This is a genomic window from Phaeodactylibacter luteus (genome assembly GCF_007993045.1).
Lineage (GTDB): Bacteria > Bacteroidota > Bacteroidia > Chitinophagales > Saprospiraceae > Phaeodactylibacter > Phaeodactylibacter luteus.
In genome coordinates, this window is the sequence record NZ_VOOR01000010.1 from 90365 (window position 1) to 109755 (window position 19391).

A 19391-nucleotide genomic window follows, 5' to 3' on the forward strand; every position below is an offset into this window, starting at 1 on the left:
ATCCCGGCAAGTGCTGCCCGCCGGCCTGACAATTAGGGCAGACAATATAGGATTTACCTTTTATTTCACCCCAAACATCCCAACGGGAATCATTTGCCCCTCCAAATATTGGGGCACATCCTTTGAATAAATAAAAATAAAAAAATACCTTAACGCTTCTTTTGTGCCACCCCATGTTTTGAATCCGATAACCATACAACAAACCTCAAAGTCAACATGACCGGGAAGCCTGATACCAAACCTTACCGCTCAGGCCCGGGCCCGGCCAATCACTCACCATTATGAAAAGATACTTTTTAGCTATTGCCAGTTTGATCACCCCACTATTTTTGCAGGCCCAGTCGGGCATTGATGAAGCTATCAACTCTGTTATGGAGCCCCTCACCGAGGCAGTGGAGAGCGTAGTCTTCGTCCCCATCACGGTTGCAGGGTTCACCATCCCTTTCGTCCTGGTCTGGCTCATTGCCGGGGCGCTCATCTTCACCCTCTATACTGGCTTTGTCAACTTCAGGGCTTTTGGGCATGCCATCAACGTGGTAAGGGGCAAGTATGACGACCCCAATGACGCGGGCGAGGTGTCCCATTTCCAAGCGCTCACAGCAGCCCTTTCGGGCACGGTCGGTATTGGGAATATCGCAGGGGTTGCCATTGCAGTTTCCCTGGGCGGCCCCGGAGCGACTTTCTGGATGATCATCGCGGGGCTTTTCGGCATGACCTCCAAGTTTGTGGAGTGCTCCCTGGGGGTGATGTACCGCAATTACAACGCGGATGGCTCTGTATCTGGGGGGCCGATGTACTACCTGGACAAAGGCTTCAAAGAAAAAGGGGGCGCTTGGGGGCCTATCGGCAAAGTACTGGCAGTCCTGTTCGCCATCGCTTGTATCGGCGGCTCCTTCGGCGGGGGCAATATGGTACAGGTCAATCAGGCCGCGCAGCAGTTCATTGATGTCACCGGCGGCACAGAAAGCTTCCTCTACAATAAGTCGTGGATATTCGGGGCGGTCATGGCTGTAATTGTGGCGGTCATCATCATTGGCGGGATCAAGTCTATTGCCCGGGTGACCGATAAAATCGTGCCCTTCATGGTAGGGGTTTATGTTTTGGGGGCATTGGTGGTGCTCGGGGCCAACGCTTCGGAAATCCCCGGCGCTTTTGGCCTGATCCTGGAAGGTGCCTTCTCTGCTGACGCCATGTACGGCGGCATCATCGGCGTACTGATCCAAGGCTTCCGGCGGGCAGCTTTCTCCAACGAAGCAGGTGTGGGCTCCGCTTCCATCGCCCACTCTGCAGTGCGTACCGACGAGCCGATCTCAGAAGGCATCGTTGCTTTGCTTGAGCCTTTTATTGACACCGTGGTCATTTGTACCATGACGGCTTTGGTCATTGTCATCACCAACTATGGTGGGGCAGGTGCAGAGGATGTCCTGGCCAACGCTCAGGGCGGAGACCTCGATGGCATCACCCTCACTTCTTCTGCTTTCGAAACGGTCATGGCCTGGTTCCCGCCCGTCCTTTCTATGGCGGTTATCCTTTTTGCCCTCTCTACCATGATCAGCTGGTCTTACTATGGCCTCAAAGCCTGGACCTACCTTTTTGGCGAAAGCAAAACCAATGAGCTGATTTATAAGGCGGTATTCTGTGCATTTGTCATCATCGGCTCTGCCATATCTGCAAAGAGCGTATTTGACTTCGGCGATGCTATGATTTTTGCCATGTGCTTCCCGAATGTCCTAGGGCTCTATATCCTTATCCCCAACGTTATGCGGGCTTACAAGGATTATATGCGCCGTATTAAGTCGGGCGAAATCGCTGCGACAAAATAGCGGATTGCCCGCTCCAACCTTCTTATACCCCAACCGGCCGCCCACAATCATGAGGGGCGGCCGGTTGAGGTTTACAGGGGCAGAACAGCTGGCAAGGGGGCTTTATCCGGGGCCACATACCTAGCCCGGGCGCTGAGGGAGCGCAGCACGCTCCGGCTGTAATATTGCTCGGGGTAAGCAGCCGAAGCCAATTCGCTGCCAAGGAGCTTTGGCAACAGCTCATCAAAAGCCGCTGCGGGCTCCCCGGCTATAACCGCTTGGAGGGCCAGGCACCAAAACACTGTAAGGGTCTCATGGTAGCCCCCCTTTTCATCATTCGCCCCTCCCACCCCACTGTTGAACTGAATGACGCCTGGCCGCAACCGGCAAAGGGCCCGGTCTGCCCCATAATGGTAAACGTGCCAAAGGCCCACGGTGAGATGGGCTTCGTGTGTCCAATGGCTAGCAGGCAAGGTTTGCCGCTCAAAACCACGGACCAGTTTTTCTGCCGGGCTGAGTACAGGCTCCTCTTCAAAATGCTCTGGGATAAGCGAAAAAAGGAAGGAATCTTCATTGGCCCCCGCCACCCGGTAATGCTTCCGGGCCAAGCCTTCCCTGCGGAAGCCGAAACGCCGGAGCAAGGACATCGAGGGGTAGTTGTCCGTAGCCGTCAGCGCTTCAATGCGTTGCAGCTCTAGTGTTTCTATACCGTACTTCAGTACATAAGGCAAGAGCTCCTTAAGATAGCCCTTGCCCCTATCCTTTTCCTGATAAAGGTTGTAGCCGATCTCGGCACGCCGGTGGCGCAGGAAGTGGATGTGGTAGCAGCAATCGCCAATCAGCTCGCCGGCCTGCCTTTCATAAATCAGCCAGCTGCACATACTGACCCTGCGGGTGTGGGTGGCAAAGACCGCAAAACGCTCCCGCATCATTTCGTATTCTTCCTCATTCCTGCACCCCAATAAGGCAGAGAGCTCCTCCTTTGGATAGGCGGCAAATAGCGGGATGGAAATACCAGGGTTGAACAGCTTCAGCGTAAGGCGGGAGGTCTGGTGCTCGGGCAAATTAAAAGGCATGGCATAATGGGGTGTTGCTGTAGTTCAAAACCTCAGCTTGCCCCGGGAAGTTCCCCCTTGCGCAAAGACCGCAAGGCCTGCCATAAGTTGAGGTCCAGCCACTGCTTCTTCGGGCGCTGCATGAGCAGGTAGCAGCTGGCAGAAAGGGCTACCCCTAAAAACGAGCCAAAATAGACATCTTTGAAAAAGTGCTGTGCCAAATAGACCCTGGACAAGCCCACAGCTGCCGCCAAAGCCAAACACGCCAGCCCAGCCCATTTCTTATAGGGCAGGGCGAAAGCCAAAAAAGCGAAAAGCGCGAAACCAGCCATTGTATGGCCGCTAGGGAAACTCGTAGCCCCTGAATGGACTTCTACCCCGGGCACCAATACCAGCTGAGCAGCGAGCCCTGCATCTTCAAAGTAGGCCAAAGGGCGGCTGTGGCGAAATGCTTTTTTGGCTAAAAAGGCCACCACCGTAACACAAAAGCCCAACACGGGCAAATATAGAGCTGGCCGCAGCGCTATACCCGACAGCAGCAACAGAACACCTATAAAAGCAATAGGCTCGCCAAGCTGAGTGGCGAATGTAAACAGCAAATTGGCCGGTTCACTGCGCCTCGCACTGAACCACAAGACCATATCCCCCGTCTCCATCAGCGCCAGTAGCCCACCACCAATCAGCAGGAACAACAGGTACCCCATGAAAAACCAAGCATTTTCCAAGTATAGCTTATGCAGCTGCCTCATCCGCTGTCTTTGCCTTTTTTAACCGCCCAACCCATTTCCGGATAGCGCCAAAGTAGGAGCTCAGGTCCACCAGCTTGCTGTCGTTCATGGCCGTGCGGGTCAACAGCACGCCGACAGGGAACAAAACCAGACAGGGTATCCATGCCGCCAGCGCAGCAGGGATCACAAAAGTCTCTGCTATCTTCCGGCAGAAGATGGTCAGTACAATGAAAATCATGAAGAAAATAATGGAGATCAATATCGGGTACCCAAACCCGCCCTTGCGGACGATCGCCCCCATCGGAGCACCGATAAACACAAAAATGAAGCAGACTACAGCCATACTGTACTTGGTGTGCAGCTCATAAATGTACTTCACCCGGTTCTCCTTCAGGCGGTCAATAGACCTTACCGCAGATTCAGCGTGGGCTTGTATGCTGCGGACAAACGACTTGGACTTGCTCAGCAAACGCTGCCGCTCTCCAGCAGCAAAAGTTTCCAGCAAAGTCGCGTATTCAGGCAGGGGCTTGGAAACGTCCTGCAGCAATGGCCGCCCCTCAAACCGGTTCGGCCGCGCAAGCTTATTCGGCACCGCCCCTTTCTCCGGCTCGGGTATGTCAGCCGGGCGCTCTCCTTGCCCCGCTTTCAAATTGAGCGACACGGTGTCCTGCTTGTTTTTTTCCTCCAATTCCCGTTCCACTGCCTCTTTTTCCAGGCGGATCTCCTCGTCTTCCTCCGCCAGGTAAGTGCTGTCCAAGGGCATAAAGGTGAAATAACTGCTGAACTGATTGGAGATCCCCACCGCACGACGGTCTATTTTCATCGCAAAAGAATCTATGGCTTCCCCAAGCTGCCCACTCGTCATCATGCTCCGGTTCGACTTGAACAAGTCTTCATTGGTCCGGTTAAGGCTGAACTCGCTGAGGTCGAACACTTTTGACCAGCTCTCGAAATTAGTCCGTATAAATGGATAAGAGCGGCTGTCACTGCTGCCAGATGGGTCAGCCTCCATGTATTGATGCCCATCCCTGAGGTTCATGACAAAATAGCGCCCATCTGCCGTTGCGTACATCTCCCCGCTCCCTGCCAGTATCTGAGACAAGCGCCCTTTGTTCGCTTCAGAATGGTCATAAATCAGCACATCCTCTATTGAACGGCCATCCCCTTTCTTGCTCCCGATGTGTATCGCATACCCATCAAAGTCATCATTAAAAATGCCCGCCTCGAGCCGAAGGGCAGGCTTTTGCTTTTGGATGTCGTACATCCGGCTGCCAAACTTCAGGTTGGCTACCGGGATGAGGTTGTTGGAGCAGAAGAAAGACAACAGAACGGTGAACGCTCCAAAAAATATCACCGGCCTCATCACCCGGGCCAGTGAGACCCCAGCAGATTTGAGGCTGGACAGCTCATACCGCTCGGCCATATTGCCCATCACCATGACCGAAGAGATCAGCACCGCCAAGGGCAAGGCCATAGGCACCAGAGAAAGGCTTTTGTACGTCAGCAGCTCCATGATGAGGAAAAAGCCCAGCCCTTTGCCCGCAATATCATCGATATACAGCCACAGCACCTGCATGACCAGCACGAACATGGCAATCATAAAGGTGACGATAAACGGAGGGACAAAACTGGTGACCAACAACCGGTCAATGGTCTTCATAGGCTATCATACAGGTTTTACGGCTTTCGCCTAAAAGCCAGGGCACACCCCGCTTGAGCAGCGGTTCCAGCCCCAGGCAGCTGATGGGCAAAGGTAAACGCCTTTTACTATACGCCCCAGCCCAACGGCAAGTTTAATCTGAGCGCAAAGATAAGGGCTGCGCCAAGCATCGCCCAAATAAGACCGGTGTTTAGGTTTTCCTTGACATAAAGGCATCAACCGGATTGCCCTTTGGGCCTGCCCAGCCTGCTTTGCAAGATGGGCTTGCCCCCTCCGCAAGGATAGGGGCCTGCCCCTGCCGCAAGGAGGGGTCCTGATGGCAGGTGCCGCTATGCTACGGGGCTCGCTGTCCGCTCGGCCCTACCGGGCTTAGAGCTGTTCAGATTTTGCTTTTGGAGCGAACGCAGCCAAATTTTGCCCTGATCGAGGCGTTTTGAGGGAACATAGCCTAGCTACGTGACCGAATAACAACGAAGAGCAGGACAAAAGTTGGCAAGAGCAGCCCGAAGGGTAAAATCCGAACAGCTCTTGAACCCCTCCGCAGCGCTAGGCCGATGCCAAGCTGAAGCCCGAAAAGCATCAACGCCAGCAGCATTTTGGCTTACGCCCGGGCAGACTGGGCAAAGCGGCATTGGCTGCGCTGAAGCCATAGCCCCTAAAAGGTGTGCATTAGCGCCGCAAGCCAATAGCGCGAGCCCATGAGAAAAACACTATTTTTTATTTTTTTCTTGCCGGCTGTAACTTTAGGAAAACCACATCCGTCATCCTTCCAAATGCAGCGAACAAAAAGCGAATGGACCTGAACACTTTCAAAACTGACATCCTGCCCATGAAGCACAAGCTGTACCGGGTCGCCTTGCGGATCACCAACAACCCGCAGGAAGCTGAAGATGTAGTACAGGAAGCCTTCATCAAAGTTTGGGAACAGCGCAGTTCGCTCAGCGGCATCAAAAGCATAGAAGCCTGGTGTACCCAAATGGTCAAAAACCGGGCCATCGATAAGCGGCGCCTACGGTTCAATCACGCAGAAAGCTTGGAAAGCGCTTACAGCTTGAGCACACCGCAGCACCACCCCGGGCAGCAAGCCGAGCTCGCAGACGACATGGAGCAGGTCAGCCGCCTAATGCAGGACCTGCCAGAAAACCAAAGGCAAGCCATGCAGCTCAGGGATATCGAAGGCATGACCTACCAAGAAATTGCCGATCAGCTGCAAATGCCGATGCCACAAGTGAAAACAAATATTTTTAGGGCCCGGAAGAGCCTACGACAAAAACTGACTGCCTTATGGACCATCAAATGATAGGGCCGCTGCTCGATAAGTACTTCGAGGGGCTAACTGACCTTGAAGAGGAAAACCGCCTGCGCCAGGCGGCACTCCACGGCCCTTGGCCCGAGCAGCTGCAAGCTTACCGCCCCTTGTTCCGCTATCTGGGCGAACAACAACAGGCCGAACCGGCACTCTCCAGTGATTTTGACGAGCAGCTGCTGGCCAAGCTCGGCCGCCATGCAGCAGCAGCCAAAACCCGGCAGCTGCCCTACCGCTCTTGGGCATTGCGGGCTGCTGCAGCTTTCGCCCTTGCCCTGGGCGCCTTCTGGCTTTATCAGCCTGCTGCCCCCGCTCAAGAAGTCGCGGTGGTAGATTGGTCAAAGTACGAAGTAAAAACACCTGAAGAAGCCTTCCGGGTAACCCGTTCTGCCCTGCGCACCGTCTCTTCCAAGCTCAATGAAGGCACCTCTGTGGCAGCTCAAGGCTTTGACGAGAACCTGGGGCAGATCAAAAAATTCATGCGGTATTAATTCACCCCATTCATAGGCCTGCGGGCCGCTCCATCCGATTGTTTATCACAAAACCTTCAACATGAAATCTTCAAAGTGGATATTGACTGCCTTGATGCTGGGCTTCTTCGGCATCCTTTCTGCACAAGCACAATCAACGACTAGTGCCATTGACAAATACTTCCAGCAGTACCTCGAAGACGAGCGGTTCACCGTGGTCTACGTCAGCTCCAAGCTCATGAGCATGTTCGGAAAGCTCGATATAGAATCTATGGAAATGGACGATGCCGAGACCAAGGCCATCATGGAGCTCGCCAGCGACCTGAAGGGCATCCGCATTCTCGTTACCGAGGAAACTCCAAACCAATTTTATAAGGAAGCCAAACAAAAAATCGATACCCGAGAGTACGAAATCCTGATGACTGTCCGTAATAAGGATGAAGAAAACGTGGAATTCCTTGTAAAAGACAATGGGGAAGACCTCATTGAAGAGCTCCTGCTCATGGTGGGCGGTGGCGAACAATTCGTGCTCATGAGCTTTGTCGGCAATATTGACATGAACAAAATCTCTACCCTTATCAATGAATTTGATGACGATAAGGAAGCCCCCGGCGAGCAGCAGAACAAGCAATAGCCTCTAGTGCCTTAAGGCATAAATCTCTGATACTTAAGTTGAAGTTATTTTCCGGCTAATCAAGGCGAAGGTTCGCGACTTTAGCCCGAGCTAAAGGAGCGGTTCTTTAACGAAGAGTAGGCGGAAAAGAACGAAACTTGGGGTGGCAAGGATCTATGGCTTGAGGCACTAGCCCGATCACCCGACTGTTTGCAGCCGGCACAGGGCCCGGGCTTTGCTTGGGAATACCTAAAACGCTGCCCCCTGTGCCGGCCATTATCCACATCACCCACTCGATCAGTATGCTTATGAAACCCACACTCCTGTTCTGTTCTGCCCTGTTGCTGCTCGCTTCCTGCAGCTCCCCAAAAACAACTGCCCAATTTTACCAGGCCCACAAAAAAAGGCCGGGGGTGACCAACTTCCAACTGCCGGGGTGGGCCGTATGGCTCACCGGAGGGATCGTCTACAACTCCACCAAGAACGAGGAGACCAAAGCGGCCCTCCGCATCGCACGAAAAGTCGGCAAGCTGCGGCTGATGGCTTCCGAAGGCGCCCGCCCCATCCCTACCGAACAGATCAATCAATTCATGGGCAACATCAAGCAGAACGGGTACGAAGACCTCCTGCAAGTCAAAGACGGGAGCAGCACCGTCAACATCCTGGCCCGGGACCGCCGGAACAAAATCAGGAACCTGCTGCTCTTGGTCAGCGATGAAGATGGCTTTGTTTTCATCGACCTCAAAAGCCGCATCAAATATGATGAGATCAGCGACCTGATCAACTTCTTTCTCAACAGGGACAAAGCGGAAGAGCAGGAAGAAACACCTGCCGACGAGCCTCCTGCCGATAACCGCCCCAGGGCCTGAGCCCTGCCCACCGGCAGCTGAAATGCAATTGGGCCGGTATTTCAGCTGCCGCCTTTTTTCGCTCCCGGCCCTCCTAAACCTTTTATTGCCATGCGAACCCTCATTTGGATCGCTGCCTTGTGCAGCACAGCCACTTTCCTGCCTGCTCAAGAGCAGTTCATCTCTGAATTTTACGAGCGCTACAACCAATTGGACGAAGCCACTGAAGTGGACGTGCAAGGGTGGCTCCTCAAGCTTGTTGCCGAAAAGGCAGAAAACGAGAACACTCGGAAGGTGGTTCAAAAAATCACTCACCTCCGCGTACTGGCCATGAGCGAAGGCAACCTTGTGCCTGCCGCTGAATACCGGCAGCTCGTCAGAGACCTGAAACGGACTTCTTTTGAGGAGCTCTTCAGTGCCCGGGACGAAGGGGATGACATCAGCTTCTTTATCCGGGAAGACCAAAAGCGCATTACGCACGTTATGCTCCTACTCCACGGAAAAGACAATTTCGTCATGCTCAGCTTGGAAGGCAGCCTCGATTTTTCCGACCTCAATGACCTCGATCTGGATATTGAGGGGATGGAGCATTTCCGAAAATTGCCGGAAAGCAAAAACAGTACGCCTAGAGCTTAAGCCCACCTGCGCCTGCCAAACCAAAATACAGCTTGGCAGGCGCAGGTTTATAAAGTATCCAACCACTTGGGGCTAAACCCAATTGTCGCAGGCACCTAAGCGTTTCGCGCTTTACAGCCTAGCATTGGCCTAGCGCTGCGCAGGGGTGGCCGAAGGCCAGACCCGACGCCTGTAGGGCGAGGGGCCGAGCGGACAGCGAGCCCCGTAGCATAGCGGCTCCTGCCCGCGGGCAGGAGCAGGCCCCTTCAAAAAACGACACTCTGGTTTGCGCCCAACCGCCGCCCGGTAAAAGCCCCGGGCAGCACAGCAATAATCAGTTGGGGGAGCACACCCCGGGTACCGCCAATTTTCTTACTTTTAAAAGAAAAAACTATGCGGTTACTTACCTGGCTCTTGCTGCTCCCACTGAGCACCCTGTTTGCACAAACGCCACCGGCTGCCACCAAGGCCCAAGACCGGCTGGGCAGTTTTGCACAGCGCCAAGCACTAGCTTCAGCTTCTTTTGTGAATGCCATCCCTTTCCGGAATGCCGGCCCCACCGTGATGAGCGGGAGGGTATCGGACATTGATGTCTGGGAAGAAGACCCTACTCACTTTTTTGTCGGCTATGCCTCAGGAGGCGTTTGGAAAACGGAAAACAATGGCCTGTCCTTTACTCCTATATTCGATCAGGAGGCCGTAATGACAGTAGGCGACATTGCCGTGCACTGGCCCACACAGACCATCTGGGTAGGAACAGGCGAAGTCAATTCCAGCCGTTCCTCCTACGCCGGTGCCGGGGTTTACAAAAGCACGGACGGGGGCCAAACCTGGAGCCATGCCGGCCTGCCTGAAACGCACCACATTGGCCGCATCCTGCTCCACCCCGATGACCCCAACACGGCATGGGCCGCTGCATTGGGGCACCTCTACTCTTCCAACCCTGAGCGGGGGGTATACAAAACCACCGACGGGGGCAAGAGCTGGCGAAAAACACTCTACGCCTCCCCCGAGGCCGGAGCAGTAGATCTGCTCATGGATCCCCTCGATGCCAATACCCTTTATGCCGCCACCTGGCACCGCGAGCGAAGGGCTTGGGACTTCATCGAATCTGGCGCTGCCTCTGCCATTTATAAAAGCACGGACGGGGGCGAGACCTGGAACCGCCTGACAAATGAAGGGAGCGGCTTCCCTGCCGGGGAAGGCACTGGCCGCATTGGCCTGGACGCAGTCGCCAAAGATGGGAAAACCATCCTCTTTGCTGCTTTGGACAACTACAACCGCCGCCCGAAGGAGGAGCCCGATGCAGACCAACTGGAAAAAGAGGTGCTGCGCACGATGTCGGCAGAAGACTTCGCCCAACTGCCCCTCTACCAAATCGAAGACTACCTGCGCAGCAATGGCTTCCCACGGAAGTACGATGCCAAATCGGTGCTTGAACAAGTCAAAAGTGGCAAAATCACACCAGAAGCCCTCGTCACTTATACCGAAGACGCCAATAGCCTCCTGTTCGACACCCCTGTGGTCGGGCTGGAAGTATACCGCTCTGACGACGGGGGAAGAAGTTGGTCCAAAACCCACGATGGCTACCTCGATGCCGTTTACAATTCCTACGGCTATTACTTTGGCCAGGTCCGGGCTGCGCCCGGCAACCCGGAAAAGCTTTTCGTCATGGGCGTGCCCGTCCTGAAGTCAGAAGATGGCGGCAAGACCTGGGAAAATATCATGCAGGACAACGTACATGCAGACCACCATGCCCTTTGGATCAACCCCAAACGCGACGGGCACCTTATACTTGGCAATGACGGGGGCATCAACATCAGCTATGACGATGGCAGCCACTGGGCCAAGTGCAACAGCCCTGCCCTGGGGCAGTTTTACGCTGTTGCAGTAGATATGGAGAAGCCCTACCGCATTTATGGGGGCTTGCAGGATAATGGCGTATGGATGGGCCCCTCCGATTACGAGCACAGCGATGGGTGGCACCAAAGCGGCCAATATCCCTATAAGAGCATTATGGGGGGCGATGGCATGCAGGTTGCCGTAGATACCCGCTCCAATGATATTGTGTACACCGGCTACCAGTTCGGCAACTACTTCCGCATCAATACCCAAACTGGAAAGCGGTCCTACATCACCCCAAAGCCAGAGCTGGGCGAACGCCCCTACCGCTGGAACTGGCAGACGCCTGTGCACCTTTCTTCACACAATCAGGACATCCTCTATATGGGCGCCAATAAAGTGCTGCGCTCTATGGACCAAGGCGATAACTTCGAAGAAATTTCTGGCGACCTTACCAAAGGGGGCCGCAAAGGGGATGTGCCCTACGGCACGCTCAGTACCCTGCACGAGTCCCCACTGAAATTTGGGCTGCTCTATGCTGGCTCGGACGACGGGCTCGTGCACGTCAGCAAGGACGGGGGCTATTCCTGGGCGAATATCTCAGAAGGGCTGCCACAAAACCTTTGGGCGACGCGCGTACAGGCCTCCGCACATGAAACCTCCAGGGTCTATCTCTCGCTGAACGGCTACCGCTGGGACGACTTCACGCCTTACCTCTATGTCTCGGAAGACTATGGCACGACTTGGGCACCTATCGGGCAGGGCCTGCCCCTCGAGCCCGTCAATGTCATCAAAGAAGACCCTGTCAACCCCAACTTGTTGTACGTTGGCACCGACCACGGGCTGTACGTCTCTCTCGACCGCGGCCAGAATTTCATGCTCCTCAACAACGGCATTCCTGCAGTAGCTGTACACGATGTGGTAGCCCACCCGCGCGACCACGACCTGATCGTGGGCACGCACGGCAGGTCCATCTACATCGGCAGCGTCAAGGAGCTGCAACAGCTGACGCCCGAACTGATGGAGAAGCCTTTGCACGCCTTCAGCCCCGAAAAAATCCGTTACCGCTCTTCTTGGGGCAGCACCTCAATTTGGGAACGGCCTGCACCGGAAGTGCACTTCCCTATCTACTGCAGCACCAACGGCACAGCAACCATCGCCATCTCGGCTGGCGAGGGGCTTGAGCTATCCAGGTTTGAGGTAGCTGTCGATAAAGGATTGAACTACCTTCCGTATGATTTAAAAATCAGTGAGAAAATTCTGGATGAGTACAATACTTTCCTAAATAAGGACATTAACAAAGAGGAAAAGCCCATCAAGGTAGCACTTGCTGACGACGGCGCTGCCTATCTTTACAAAGGCGATTATACCGTTACCATTGCTATAAGCGGAGAAACCGCTGAGGCCCGGCTCAGCGTAGAATAAGCCAGCCTTGCACAAACACGGCGCCCCGTCAGTTGCAGAACTGCCGGGGCGCTTGTGCATAGCCAAACCGAATACATACCTCAAAGTGGGCATCATCTTGGAGCGCAAACCCGATTGCCATTTTTGGGGCCTGCCCCTGCCAGCCGGCAGGTGCCGCTATGCTCCGGGGCTCGCTGTCCGCTCGGCCCCTCGCCCTACAGGCGTCGGGTCTGGCCTTCGCCCCCCCTGCGCAGCGCTAGGCCAATGCCAGGCTAGTGCCTTAAGGCATAAATCTCTGATACTTAAGTTGAAGTTATTTTCCGGCTAATCCAGGCGAAGGTTCGCGACTTTAGCCCGAGCTAAAGGAGCGGTTCTTTAACGAAGAGTAGGCGGAAAATAACGAAACTTGGGGTGGCAAGGATTTATGGCTTGAGGCACTAGAGCCCGAAAAGCATAAACGCAAGCGGCATTTTGGTCTACGCCCCTCTCCCATCGGAGCGCAAAGGGCCAGCCCAGCGCAAGGGCACCTGAGCGGATCGCCCTTCAAAAAAACTTGCAACAACTTAGCCGCAAATTTTGTATTGAGGGCAGGTCATCTGGCCTGTGCTGTGGCAGCCCTGCTGCCCGCCCAGCCGAAGGGGCTGGAGCCGGTAGCCCGGCCCACTCCGCCCGATGCCCGCTAGCCCTCTGATTTGGCTACTGCAAAACCCCGATCGCCCATTAAAGCGGAAAAACCATCTAGCGCCCCAGCCCGGCAAAAAGCAGGGCTACTTCAGGCACAGACTACTAGGAGCATGAACACCAGCAGCCACCAAGCAATCAACATCGTCTGGTTCAAGCGCGACCTGCGCCTACATGCCAACCCTGTGCTCCAAAGTGCAGCAACGGATGGGCGCCCTACCCTGCTGCTTTACATCTTTGAGCCCTCCCTAGTACAGCACCCGGCTTATAGCGATCGGCACTGGCGCTTTGTATGGGAATCGCTGGAAGACCTGTCTGCCCGCCTTGCCGTGCCGGTCTGCGTAGCTTACGCTGAAGCCCAGACTGTCTTTGCTCGCCTGCAGGCACACTTCCAGATCAGGAAAGTCTGGTCGCACGAAGAAGTCGGGCTCAACCTTACCTTCCAGCGCGACCTTTACCTGAAAAAGTGGTTCAAAGGGCAAGGTATAGACTGGGAAGAAGCTACCTTCTCGGGGGTTGCCCGCGGCAGGCCCAACCGCGACGGCTGGCTAGATCAATGGTACCAGAAAATGAGTGCCCCTTTGCCGGCATACGCTACCGATGCGCTCCCCCTCTTCGAGCCAGGGCAAGAGGTAAGGGCTGCGCTCCTGCAAACGCCCTTGCCAGCAAGCTGGCAAAGGCCAAGCCCAGACATGCAGCCCGGTGGGGAACGGATGGCCTGGAAATACCTGCGCAGCTTCCTGCCCGGCGGCCGGATACAAGGTTATTCCCGCCTGATCTCTAAGCCGCAGGCCAGCCGGAGGAGCTGCAGCCGGATCTCGCCCTACCTGGCATGGGGCAACATCAGCTTGCAGCAGGCTTATCAATATACCCTACAGCAAAAGGCAGCAGCCCGAGACAAAAGGGACCTCAACAATTTCCTTTCCAGGCTGAGGTGGCGCGACCATTTTATACAAAAATTTGAAAGCGAATGCCGGATCGAATTCGAAAACTTCAACCCGGCCTATGACCATCTGCGCACGAAGGTAGACGGACGCCTCGTCAAAGCTTGGCAGGACGGGCAGACCGGCATCCCACTAGCCGATGCAGCTATGCGCTGTGTGAATGCCACCGGGTACATCAATTTCCGGATGCGGGCCATGCTGGTTTCCCTGCTCACGCATACCTTCTGGCAGCCTTGGCAAGCCGGCGTTCACCACCTCGCCCGGCAATTCCTTGACTTTGAGCCGGGCATTCATTACCCACAATTCCAAATGCAGGCTAGTGTCACGGGCATACATACGGTAAGGGTTTACAACCCCGTCTTCAACTCCCGCAAACACGACCCCCACGGGGATTTCATCCGCCAATGGGTGCCCGAGCTGAAAGCGCTGCCCGACCACCACATACATGCGCCTTGGGAGATCCCGCCGCTAGAGCGGCAGTTCCTCGGCTTCGAGCTCGGTGTGGACTACCCCTATCCCATAGTTGACCTCAAAAAGCAGATGAGAGCGGCTACGGATACGCTCTGGGCTGTACGCAAAAGCCAGGAAGCCAAAGCAGAAGGGCAGAAGATCATGAGCCGGCATGTCAACCCGGGGGAAAGGCGGGAAAGATAGCGCTAATTTGAACTGGGCAAGCCCTATAAGCTCACCCCTTCATCGTCGATAAGGCGGCCATTGATACAGCGCACGATGCGGGCCGGGAAATGCTCCAGGATGCGGTAATCATGGGTTGCAAAGAGCACGGCTGTATCCTGTTCATCGGCCAGGCGGCGCAGCAGCAGCAGAATATCATCTGAAGTTTCCGGATCGAGGTTGCCTGTGGGCTCGTCAGCGATGATGATCTCCGGCCGGTTGAGCAAGGCCCGGGCAATGACCACACGCTGCTGTTCCCCTCCAGAAAGCTGATGCGGCCGCTTGCCAGCAGAGCCGCTGAGCCCGACCTCGCTGAGCACCTCGGCCATCCGCTCCTGCATTTCTTGCTCTTTTTTCCAATCTGTAGCTTCGAGCACGAAACGGAGGTTGCCCTCTACCGTGCGGTCAGAGAGGAGGTTGAAATCCTGAAAGACAACGCCCAGCCTCCGGCGCAGCCCAGGTATGGTTCTCCGGTTGAGCGCCTGCAGCTCAAAGCCCGCCACTTGCCCTTGCCCGCCGGCTGGGGGCAAAGCCCCATAGAGGGTTTTGAGCAAGCTGGACTTTCCGCTGCCAGTTTTGCCGATCAGGTACACAAACTCCCCTTTGGTAATATTCAGGTTGACTTCCGAAAGGACCCGTTGGCCGGCCTGCTCAATGTTAATCCCTTGCAAATGGACGATAGTGCGGTCATTCATATCTCGATAAGCTGTTGGCAACCGCCCAAAGATAGGGAAGCTCGGGGAGCTTTCAGCAGTAATCCCCAGGGTTTAGCCAGCCGCTGGTTTATGACGAAAATCAGCGGTACCTTGGCTATAATGGTTTACCTTTGCGGCACCTTGCAGCGGCGCGGGCCAAAATGACAGCTTTTTGACCCGCGCCCGCAAAGGCTTTGGAACAAAGGTTTTCTAAATTTGTATTCAGGTTAGAGCGCTTATCTCGAAGAAAACATCACTGTCATGAAGAAAATATATATCGTTGCCATTATCATGGTCGCTGTTTCTATTGGGCTGCTGACCACCGCAGCTGAAGACATGAGCACCTACGCTACTTTCGCAGATGCAGCCAGCTCGGGCGAACGGGTGAAAATTGCCGGGCAGCTGTCCAAGGACAAAGAGATGTACTACAACCCGGAAGAAGACCCCAATTACTTCAGCTTTTACATCAAGGATGCGGTAGGGGAAGAGCAAAAAGTCGTGCTGCTTTCTGAAAAACCTCAGGACTTTGAGCTATCAGAGCAGATTGTCCTTACCGGGCAGATGAAAGGCGAGGAGTTCGTCGCAACGGATATGCTGATGAAATGCCCCTCGAAATACAAGGACGAAGAAGTTTACATCAAGAGCGAGGCACAATAAGCTACCGTTAGCCTGCTCACCTTACGACCACCAAAACCCCGAAGGACGACTGGCCTCCGGGGTTTTTGACACCACCTCACCTCCTGAATACATGGAACAAGTTCAATACATAGGCGAGCACCTGCTTCCCGGCAAAATCGGGCAGGCTGCCATCATGTTGTCTTTCACTGCCAGCCTATTGTCTGCAGTGGCTTACTTTTTTGCTACGCAAAGGCGGGCAGCGCCCGTTGAAGCCGGGCAGTGGCTGCGCATAGGGCGGTGGTCCTTCGCAGCGCACGGGGTTAGTGTTTTTTCTATCATTGGCATCATGTTCTACGTGATGATCAACCAGTATTACGAGTACCAATATGTGCAGGCTCACGTTTCAGAAGACCTGCCCATGAAGTACATCTTCTCTGCCTTTTGGGAAGGGCAAGAAGGCAGTTTCCTGCTTTGGATGTTCTGGCACGTCGTCTTGGGCGGTGTACTGATGGCTACGGGCAGGAAATGGGAAGCCCCTACCCTTTCGGTGCTCGCCTTGATACAGCTGTTCATCGGCTCCATGATACTGGGCGTGTACGTTGGTTTTGGGGATGACCCGATGAAATTTGGCAGCAACCCCCTGATGCTCCTCCGGGAGGTAGTGGATGCGCCAATTTTTGCCTCTGCCGATTATGTAGAACGGATTGCCGGCACCGGGCTGAACCCTCTGCTGCAAAATTATTGGATGACCATCCACCCGCCCACTCTGTTCCTGGGCTTTGCGTCCACAGCCATCCCTTTTGCTTATGCTGTGGCGGGCCTTTGGGTGAACGAGCACAAATCTTGGCTGAAACCAGCCCTGAGGTGGAGCCTGTTCAGTGGCGGCATCTTGGGCATAGGCATACTGATGGGCGGCGCCTGGGCCTATGAGGCGTTGAGCTTTGGCGGTTACTGGGCGTGGGACCCCGTTGAGAATATGTCGCTTGTGCCCTGGCTCATCCTTATAGCCGGCATCCACACCAACCTGATTGCCAATGCTACTGGCCACTCTATCCGGAGCACTTATGCTTTTTACCTGATGACCTTCGTGTTTATCGTCTACTCTACTTTCCTGACCCGGAGCGGGGTACTGGGCGATACGTCTGTGCATGCCTTCACGGAAATGGGGCTGGAGACACAGCTCGTAGCTTTTCTTGGCTTTTTCGCCTTGCTGGGAGCAGTGGCCTTAGGGCTGCGCTATAGCCGCATCCCCAACCCTAAAAAAGAAGAGGCTGCAAGCTCCCGGGAGTTTTGGATGTTCATCGGCAGCCTGGTCTTGTTGTTTTCTGCGATGATCATCACTTGGTCTACTTCTCTGCCGGTCTACAACAAAATCATGTCCTACTTTGACCCGGACTACATCGGGCGGGTCATTACAGACCCCATCCCACATTACAACAAATACCAAATCTGGATTGCGGTCTTCATCGGGCTGCTGTCCGGCACTGCTCAATACCTCAGGTTCCGGGAGCAGCACTTCGCCAAGCAGCTGAAGCGCTTTAGCTTGCATAGCGGGGCAGCCCTTCTGGCAGCGGCCCTCCTGAGCTACCTCACTACCCTTTGGATAGAAGTGAACGCCTGGCAATATCAGCTGATGCTCTTTTTCAGCTGGTTCACGGTAGTCAGCAACCTCGACTACCTCTTCATCACCGCACGCGGCAACCTAAAGATGGCCGGCTCCGTAGTATCTCACCTGGGTTTTGGGGTAATGGTCATCGGCATCCTGGCCTCCGGGCTCAATCAGCAGGTGATCTCTAACAACCTTTTTGTCATGGAGGGCCTGATACAGGGGGCTACAGAGGAGCAGATGCGCAAAAATGTGATCCTGTTCAAAGGCTCCCCCCTCATCATGGGCGAATACGAAGTGACTTACCTGCGCGATACGGTCGATAAGTTCACCCGCACCTTTACCGTGAACTACAAAAAGCGGGATAGCGCCGGACAGGTGGTGGAAGAGTTTGACCTCAAGCCCAATATCCTCTACGACAAGTCTTTCACTAAGATCGCGGCATCCAACCCTTCTACCAAGCGTTATGTGGACCGGGATATTTTCACCCATATCGCCTCTCTGCCTATGGTAGAAATCGATATGGAGTACCGCAAAGAAAGAGAGGACAGCCTCAATTACAAGACCCACAGTGGGCAGCTCGGCGAACTGATTGCTTTCCGGGATACCGTGCCGCTCAGGGATCAGGACACTTTTTATGTCAAAGACTTCCGGGCCAGGATACTCGAGGTAGACCGCAGCCCTTCCCACCCGGATTACGAGGAGGAGCAGGGGGATATCCCAATTGGCCTGGATATGGAAATACAGCGGGCTGATGAAGACAGCGTTTACCGCATCAAGCCGGTGCTCGTGCTGCGCGGGCAGATGCTGTACAGCTACCCGGTACAGATCAACGACATCAGTGCCAAGGTGCGGCTGAACGAGGAGGTCTTCGATGCGGTCTTTGGGAGAGAGATGAATATGGAGTACAGCCCCTTTACCATGAAGGAAGGCGATCAGGTCAACTTCAACGGGCACACAGTGCAGTTTGCCGGCTTCAATAAAAACCCAGAGCACCCCAACTACACGGCAGAAGACGGGGATATCGCTGTCAGTGCGATGATCAGCGTGCAAGGGGCTAAGGGCGGCTCCTACATGGCGCAGCCGCTCTACCTTATCCGCGACAGCCGCCCCTTCAACCTGAAGGACGAGATAGCTCCGCTTGGGCTGCACTTCCGTTTTACTGGGATCAACCCGGAGGCGGAGACGGTGGAGCTGCAGCTGGCTCAATCCGAGGCTGGGGAAAAGCCCCTGCCGTTTCAGGTGGCGACCGATTCCCTGCGCTCAGATTATATTGTATTGGAGGCCATAGAATTCCCGGGCATCAACTTGTTCTGGATAGGGTCCACGCTGATGATGCTGGGGCTACTGCTCAGCATGTTTGTCCGGATTCAGCAACGGCAAACGGCAAGGGCTTAGCCGATTGCCGCCCGCTGAACAGGCGCCGGCTGCCCTCGATACTGGGCAGCCGGCGTTTTTTTGCCGCTTGCAGGGCCAGATCACCGAACCTGCTTAGAGCCTGTCCCGGATCTTGGCCGCCTGGGCAAGCGCTTGCAGTTTTTGGTCCGATATGGCACAAAAACCGGAGTTTAGCCAAGTACCGCTGCCTCAGCGGGACAGCCCGAATACTAAAGTGCAGACAGGCGCTTGCCCACAGTGCAAGTGGCAGCAAGGATTGGGGAAAGCCGGGCGGGACCTGGGAGCCGCAGTTGGTCTCGTCAAAACTTGCCTCATAAAGCAAGAAATTACTAACTGAGTAAAGTTATTTTACGGCGTATCGCCACATTACTATTTTGGAACAGCCCGGAGCGCGCAAGTGCTGCGCAGGGTGTCAAGCCGCCCCGATAGGGAGC

14 protein-coding genes are annotated in these 19391 nt (G+C 54.9%); 10 read left to right on the forward strand and 4 right to left on the reverse strand.

Going from position 1 to position 19391, the window contains the following annotated elements; all coding sequences use genetic code 11:
* The first annotated feature begins 281 nt into the window (after nucleotides 1-281).
* Nucleotides 282-1823, forward strand: coding sequence for an alanine/glycine:cation symporter family protein (locus FRY97_RS06790; RefSeq protein WP_147166692.1), 1542 nt, complete (start codon nucleotides 282-284; stop codon nucleotides 1821-1823).
* Between the two features lie 71 nt (nucleotides 1824-1894).
* Here FRY97_RS06790 and FRY97_RS06795 read toward each other — a convergent pair whose 3' ends face one another.
* The 3 genes from FRY97_RS06795 to FRY97_RS06805 are packed head-to-tail and all read right to left on the reverse strand — an operon-like array spanning nucleotide 1895 to nucleotide 5245.
* Nucleotides 1895-2878 (reverse strand): GNAT family N-acetyltransferase, encoded by a 984-nt coding sequence (locus tag FRY97_RS06795; RefSeq protein WP_147166693.1) that lies wholly within the window; start codon nucleotides 2876-2878, stop codon nucleotides 1895-1897.
* 32 nt (nucleotides 2879-2910) lie between these two features.
* The gene (locus FRY97_RS06800; RefSeq protein WP_170254534.1) at nucleotides 2911-3561 is read right to left on the reverse strand and encodes a phosphatase PAP2 family protein; all 651 of its coding nucleotides are present in this window, start codon (nucleotides 3559-3561) and stop codon (nucleotides 2911-2913) included.
* A gap of 28 nt (nucleotides 3562-3589) precedes the next feature.
* Complete coding sequence (locus FRY97_RS06805) at nucleotides 3590-5245, reverse strand: LptF/LptG family permease (protein ID WP_147166695.1); 1656 nt, start codon at nucleotides 5243-5245, stop codon at nucleotides 3590-3592.
* A 793-nt stretch (nucleotides 5246-6038) separates the two neighbouring features.
* On the opposite strand from FRY97_RS06805, the gene FRY97_RS06810 reads away from it, so the two are divergent.
* The 7 genes from FRY97_RS06810 (at nucleotide 6039) to FRY97_RS06840 (ending at nucleotide 14622) form a co-directional block, all read left to right on the forward strand.
* Nucleotides 6039-6545 (forward strand): RNA polymerase sigma factor, encoded by a 507-nt coding sequence (locus FRY97_RS06810; protein WP_147166696.1) that lies wholly within the window; start codon nucleotides 6039-6041, stop codon nucleotides 6543-6545.
* Nucleotides 6530-7042 (forward strand): TraB/GumN family protein, encoded by a 513-nt coding sequence (locus FRY97_RS06815; RefSeq protein ID WP_147166697.1) that lies wholly within the window; start codon nucleotides 6530-6532, stop codon nucleotides 7040-7042. Before FRY97_RS06810 ends, FRY97_RS06815 begins: the two co-directional genes overlap by 16 nt.
* Nucleotides 7043-7103: 61 nt before the next feature.
* Entirely contained in the window at nucleotides 7104-7655 is a 552-nt protein-coding gene (locus FRY97_RS06820; protein WP_147166698.1) for a DUF4252 domain-containing protein, read from the forward strand.
* A 287-nt stretch (nucleotides 7656-7942) separates the two neighbouring features.
* Nucleotides 7943-8503 (forward strand): DUF4252 domain-containing protein, encoded by a 561-nt coding sequence (locus FRY97_RS06825; protein ID WP_170254535.1) that lies wholly within the window; start codon nucleotides 7943-7945, stop codon nucleotides 8501-8503.
* A 90-nt stretch (nucleotides 8504-8593) separates the two neighbouring features.
* On the forward strand, nucleotides 8594-9118 hold the full coding sequence (locus tag FRY97_RS06830; protein ID WP_147166700.1) for a DUF4252 domain-containing protein: 525 nt from the start codon (nucleotides 8594-8596) through the stop codon (nucleotides 9116-9118).
* Between the two features lie 372 nt (nucleotides 9119-9490).
* Complete coding sequence (locus FRY97_RS06835) at nucleotides 9491-12364, forward strand: WD40/YVTN/BNR-like repeat-containing protein (protein WP_147166701.1); 2874 nt, start codon at nucleotides 9491-9493, stop codon at nucleotides 12362-12364.
* Between the two features lie 773 nt (nucleotides 12365-13137).
* Entirely contained in the window at nucleotides 13138-14622 is a 1485-nt protein-coding gene (locus tag FRY97_RS06840; protein WP_147166702.1) for a cryptochrome/deoxyribodipyrimidine photo-lyase family protein, read from the forward strand.
* Between the two features lie 23 nt (nucleotides 14623-14645).
* Here FRY97_RS06840 and FRY97_RS06845 read toward each other — a convergent pair whose 3' ends face one another.
* Nucleotides 14646-15335, reverse strand: a complete 690-nt coding sequence (locus FRY97_RS06845) for a cell division ATP-binding protein FtsE (protein ID WP_147166703.1) — start codon at nucleotides 15333-15335, stop codon at nucleotides 14646-14648.
* Nucleotides 15336-15596: 261 nt separating this feature from the next.
* On the opposite strand from FRY97_RS06845, the gene FRY97_RS06850 reads away from it, so the two are divergent.
* Entirely contained in the window at nucleotides 15597-15992 is a 396-nt protein-coding gene (locus FRY97_RS06850) for a cytochrome c maturation protein CcmE domain-containing protein (RefSeq protein ID WP_147166704.1), read from the forward strand.
* 91 nt (nucleotides 15993-16083) lie between these two features.
* Nucleotides 16084-18957, forward strand: coding sequence for a cytochrome c biogenesis protein CcsA (gene ccsA, locus FRY97_RS06855; protein ID WP_147166705.1), 2874 nt, complete (start codon nucleotides 16084-16086; stop codon nucleotides 18955-18957).
* The last annotated feature ends 434 nt before the right edge of the window (nucleotides 18958-19391 follow it).

Excerpts from the sequence above, each read along its gene's own strand:
- FRY97_RS06790 (WP_147166692.1), top strand. The coding sequence starts at position 282 with ATGAAAAGATACTTTTTAGCTATTGCCAGTTTGATCACCCCACTATTT.
- FRY97_RS06795 (WP_147166693.1), bottom strand. The coding sequence starts at position 2,878 with ATGCCTTTTAATTTGCCCGAGCACCAGACCTCCCGCCTTACGCTGAAG.
- FRY97_RS06800 (WP_170254534.1), bottom strand. The coding sequence starts at position 3,561 with ATGGGGTACCTGTTGTTCCTGCTGATTGGTGGTGGGCTACTGGCGCTG.
- FRY97_RS06805 (WP_147166695.1), bottom strand. The coding sequence starts at position 5,245 with ATGAAGACCATTGACCGGTTGTTGGTCACCAGTTTTGTCCCTCCGTTT.
- FRY97_RS06810 (WP_147166696.1), top strand. The coding sequence starts at position 6,039 with ATGGACCTGAACACTTTCAAAACTGACATCCTGCCCATGAAGCACAAG.
- FRY97_RS06815 (WP_147166697.1), top strand. The coding sequence starts at position 6,530 with ATGGACCATCAAATGATAGGGCCGCTGCTCGATAAGTACTTCGAGGGG.
- FRY97_RS06820 (WP_147166698.1), top strand. The coding sequence starts at position 7,104 with ATGAAATCTTCAAAGTGGATATTGACTGCCTTGATGCTGGGCTTCTTC.
- FRY97_RS06825 (WP_170254535.1), top strand. The coding sequence starts at position 7,943 with ATGAAACCCACACTCCTGTTCTGTTCTGCCCTGTTGCTGCTCGCTTCC.
- FRY97_RS06830 (WP_147166700.1), top strand. The coding sequence starts at position 8,594 with ATGCGAACCCTCATTTGGATCGCTGCCTTGTGCAGCACAGCCACTTTC.
- FRY97_RS06835 (WP_147166701.1), top strand. The coding sequence starts at position 9,491 with ATGCGGTTACTTACCTGGCTCTTGCTGCTCCCACTGAGCACCCTGTTT.
- FRY97_RS06840 (WP_147166702.1), top strand. The coding sequence starts at position 13,138 with ATGAACACCAGCAGCCACCAAGCAATCAACATCGTCTGGTTCAAGCGC.
- FRY97_RS06845 (WP_147166703.1), bottom strand. The coding sequence starts at position 15,335 with ATGAATGACCGCACTATCGTCCATTTGCAAGGGATTAACATTGAGCAG.
- FRY97_RS06850 (WP_147166704.1), top strand. The coding sequence starts at position 15,597 with ATGAAGAAAATATATATCGTTGCCATTATCATGGTCGCTGTTTCTATT.
- ccsA (WP_147166705.1), top strand. The coding sequence starts at position 16,084 with ATGGAACAAGTTCAATACATAGGCGAGCACCTGCTTCCCGGCAAAATC.